The organism is Actinosynnema sp., from assembly GCF_052038725.1.
The window spans coordinates 1-3,843 of sequence record NZ_JBQGCX010000491.1 but is presented as its reverse complement, the minus strand read 5'-3'; the positions used below and the strand labels follow the sequence as shown (position 1 = coordinate 3,843).

At 74.7% G+C, this 3,843-nt stretch carries 5 protein-coding genes; all 5 read left to right on the top strand.

Going from position 1 to position 3,843, the window contains the following annotated elements:
- Positions 1 to 1,021, top strand: a 1,021-nt coding sequence (locus ACTUAL_RS09935) for an alkaline phosphatase family protein (RefSeq protein WP_440900060.1), incomplete at its 5' end; no start/stop codon positions are given.
- Positions 1,018 to 1,926, top strand: coding sequence for an ABC transporter ATP-binding protein (locus ACTUAL_RS09930; protein WP_440900059.1), 909 nt, complete (start codon positions 1,018 to 1,020; stop codon positions 1,924 to 1,926). The genes ACTUAL_RS09935 and ACTUAL_RS09930, both read left to right, overlap by 4 nt.
- A complete protein-coding gene (locus ACTUAL_RS09925) occupies positions 1,916 to 2,692 on the top strand; it encodes an ABC transporter permease (protein ID WP_218182239.1) in 777 nt (258 codons plus the stop codon). The genes ACTUAL_RS09930 and ACTUAL_RS09925 overlap by 11 nt, the downstream gene beginning before the upstream one ends.
- Before the next feature lie 57 nt (positions 2,693 to 2,749).
- Positions 2,750 to 2,986 carry an acyl carrier protein gene (locus tag ACTUAL_RS09920; protein ID WP_440900058.1) on the top strand — a complete coding sequence of 79 codons (237 nt, stop codon included), beginning with the start codon at positions 2,750 to 2,752 and terminating at the stop codon, positions 2,984 to 2,986.
- Between the two features lie 41 nt (positions 2,987 to 3,027).
- On the top strand, positions 3,028 to 3,843 hold an 816-nt coding region (locus ACTUAL_RS09915; protein ID WP_440900057.1), incomplete at its 3' end, for a phosphatase PAP2 family protein.

Genomic DNA, 3,843 nt, shown 5'->3' with positions numbered 1-3,843 from the left:
GCGCCTGGACGTGCGCGCGGAGGGCGACCGGTTCCGGGTGAGCGCCGCGCACGGCCCCGCGCTGCGGCTGGACGTCGGCGCCACCGGGCGGCTCGACACCACGAACCCGTTGGGGCGCCTGTCCTTCGCGCTCACCCCGGTGCGCGCCGGGAGCGACCGCGTCGAGCTGGCCGCGGGCACCTGCGTGCTGGTGCTGCCGTTCGGCGGGCTCGCCCCCAGCGTCCTCGGCGGTCCCGGCCCCGCGTCGCTCGGCGTCTCCTACCCCGCCAACCCCGGCCACGACTTCCACGAGTCCCCGCGCGCCGACTGGGTCGCCCGCGCCGCGCTGGAGGTGCTGGAGCGGCACGACCCCGACGTCCTGCTGGTCCGGTTCAACCAGGCCGACCACGCCCAGGAGTTCCTCGGCTGGCACGCCACCAGGGCCGATCCGGCGACGAGGTCGTCCGCGCGCGGGCAGATCACCGACGCGTACCACGAGATCGACGCCGGGGCGCGGTCGATCGCCGAGGCGGTCGGGCCCGACGCCGACCTCGTCTTCTTCTCCGACCACGGCATCGACTGGGTCGAGACCCACCTGCGCCCCAACGAGGTCCTCGCCGCGCTGGGACTGGCCGACCGCCTGGTGTTCCAGGGCGACAGCAACTGCGCTTTCCTCTACGGCGACGCCCCGCCCGAACCCGCCGAGCTGGCCGCGATCACCTCGGGGCTGGCCGAGCTGGGCGTGGGGGTGCTCGACGCGGACGCCCTGCGCGCCTGGCGGCTCCCGGTCGGCGGACCGCGCGTCGGCCACCTCGTCGTCACCTGCGGCGCGCACACCGAGTTCCAGTACGGGGACGGGCCCGCGACCGAGGCGGTGCGCTCCGCCTCGCACGGCCACCTGCCCACCGACCCGGCCATGAGCGGGTTCTTCCGCATGTCCGGTCCCGGCGCCGACGGTCTGACCGCACCCGAGCACCTGGTCGACGCGGCCTCGGTGGTCCGGGCGATCTGGTGCGCCCGCCGGGGAGGCGATCCCGCGTGAGCGAGCCCGCGTACGAGCTTCACGAGGTCACGAAGTCCTTCAAGGGCAAGGAAACCCCCGTCAACGACCGGATCTCGCTCACCATCGCCCGAGGTGAGTTCTTCGGCCTGCTCGGCAGCAACGGCGCGGGCAAGAGCACCCTGATCAAGCAGATGGTCGGCCTGCTGCGCAGCGACTCCGGCGCCGTCCGGTTCCTCGGGCGCCCGGTGCCGGGCAACCACGCGTTCACCAGCACCCGGCTCGGGTACATGCCGCAGAGCGCCTTCGCCCTCAACAACCTCACCGTCGCCGAGGCGCTCTACTACACCGCCCACCTGCGCGGGACGCCCACCCGCGAGGCGAGGCGGCAGCGCGACGAGCTCGTGGAGCGGCTGGGGCTCGTCCCGCTGCGGGACAAGGTCGCCCGCCAGCTCTCCGGCGGCGAGCGGCGGCTGCTCCAGCTTGCCGTGGCGCTGGTGACCGACCCGCCGGTGCTCATCCTGGACGAGCCCACCAACGAGCTGGACCCCGCGCGCAGGCGGCAGGTGTGGGCGCTGCTGCGCGAGGCCAACCGGGAGCGCGGCCGGACGATCGTGCTGATCACGCACAACGCGCTGGAGGCCGAGCAGGTGATCGAGCGGGTCGGGATCATGAGCGGCGGTCGGATGGTCGCGCTCGGCAGGCCCGGTGAGCTGAAGAGCCGCGTGGCGGGCAGCTTCCGGCTCGACGTGACCTTCCGCGAGGAGGGCGGCAGGGCGCTGCCGGACTACGTCGTGGTGGAGAGCCGCCACCGCGACCGCGTCACCGCGCACGTGGCCGCCGCCGACGTCGCCCGCCTCACCGCGGACCTCGCGCCGGAGAGCGTCCTGGAGTTCCGCCTGCAGTCCGCGACCCTGGAAGACGTGTACCTCGACCATGTCCGCTGAGCCGGTGTTCCCCGAGCCGAGCCCGCCGGGACTCCTGCGGAGCACCTGGGACCTGTTCCGCGTCCAGCTGTCCAACTGGCGCTGGTCGTGGCCGCAGATGGTGCTCACCGGGATGCTCGCGCCCGTGGTCACCCTGGGCGCGCTGGGCGCGTTCGCCAGGGGCAGCGGGGAGGGCGCGACCGGGTACGTGCTCACCGGGAGCATGACGATGGCGCTGCTGTTCGAGACGCAGAACAAGGTGGCCGCGAACTTCGCGTTCCTGCGGCACACCGGGGCGTTCGACTTCTACGCGTCGCTGCCGGTGCGGCGGGAGGCGCTGGTGCTGGCCTCGGTGGCGGCGTTCGGGCTGCTGGCGCTGCCTGCGCTGGTGCTGACGGCGGTGCTCGGGGTGCTGGTGCTGGACGTGCGGTTGTCGGTGTCGCCGCTGGTGGTCCCGGCCGCGGTGCTCGCGGTGCTGCCGTTCGCGGGGCTGGGCGCGTGGATCGGCAGCCGGTCGCGGGCGCTGGAGGAGGCGTCGTCGGTGAGCCTGGCGGTGACGCTGGTGCTGGTCGCGCTCGGGCCGGTCACCATCCCGCCCGAGCTGCTGCCGGACTGGCTGGTGCTGGTGGGGCGGCTGAACCCGGCGACGTACGCGTCGTCCCTGCTGCGGCACAGCCTGCTGGGGCCGGTCGGGGCCGGGGCGCTGGTCGACGCCGGGGTGCTCGTGGGGTTCGCGGTCCTGGTCTGGCTGCTGACGCGGCGGCACGTGCGCTGGCGCGACGCCTAGCTGCCCGGCGCCCGCTCGGGGCCGGGGTGGTGGTGAGTGCGGTGGAGGTGCGGTGTGGTGACGGAGGAGCGGTTCGCGGAGATGTTCCGGGAGGCGGTCGTGGAGGTCATGGGGGAGGGGCCGCCGGAGGGGGTGGGCATGGACACGCCGCTGGCGGACCTGCACATGGACTCGCTGTCGCAGGTCGAGGTGATCAGCAGGCTGGAGTCGGAGACGGGCGTCCGCGTGCCGAACGACCGGCTGACCGGCATCAGCACGCCGCGCGACCTGCTCGCGGTGCTCCAGTCGGGGTGAGGGGCGCGCGCCCCGGAACCGGGTGGGCCGCGTCCGGGGCGGTGCCGCGGCTGTGGGGGGGTGGGCACCTCCTGGGGGCGGGGTTCGCGGCGCCGTGGGACGCGGGGCTGAGCGAGCGGATCTGCTCGGCCCGAGCCGGTGACGCGGCGCTGGACTCGCTCTTCCGGGTGATCAGCGCGCTGGGGAACCCCGCGCCGGTCACGGGACTGGCGGTTTTGTCGTGCTGCTGTGCTCTACTGCTGGGGCGGTCGTCTGCCGGGCTCGTGCTGCTCGCCGTGCCCTGGCTCGCCTCGCTCGCGTGCGGTGCGCTCAAGGACGTGGTCACCAGACCACGCCCCGGTTTCGGGTGCGTGGCCGCCGCGCAGACGGGGTTCAGCTTCCCCAGCGCGCACGCGGTCGGCGCGACGACGGGCCTGCTGCTCGTCGCCTTGGTGCTGCCCGCTGCGGTGCTCCCCGCCGGGGTGCCGCCCACTGCGGTCCGCTGCGCCGCCGCGCGTCCCGTTGCCGGAGTCGCCGCTGCCGCGCGCCGGGGCACGAGGAGGGCTGCTCCCGCGATCCTGGTCGCCAGGGGCGTCGCTGCCAGGGGCGTCGCTGTCAGGGGCGCCGCTGTCAGGGGCGTCGCTGTCAGGTGTGCTGCTGCGGGGTGTGCCGCTGCCGCACGTCCCGCCGCGTCGGCCTCGGCGCTCGCCGTCGTGCTCGCCCCGGTGCTCGCGGAGGCGGTGTCGTTCTCGCGGGTCGCCCTGGGCGCGCACTACCTGACCGACTTGCTGTTCGGTCAGGCGTTCGGGGCGGGATGGGCGTGGTTGGGGGTGCGCGCTCTGGTGGTCACGGGCGCAGGTTCTCGCGCGCCCACTGCG

What these genes read in the sequence shown, in the direction of transcription:
- ACTUAL_RS09925 (WP_218182239.1), top strand. Translation starts at nt 1,916, where the DNA reads ATGTCCGCTGAGCCGGTGTTCCCCGAGCCGAGCCCGCCGGGACTCCTG.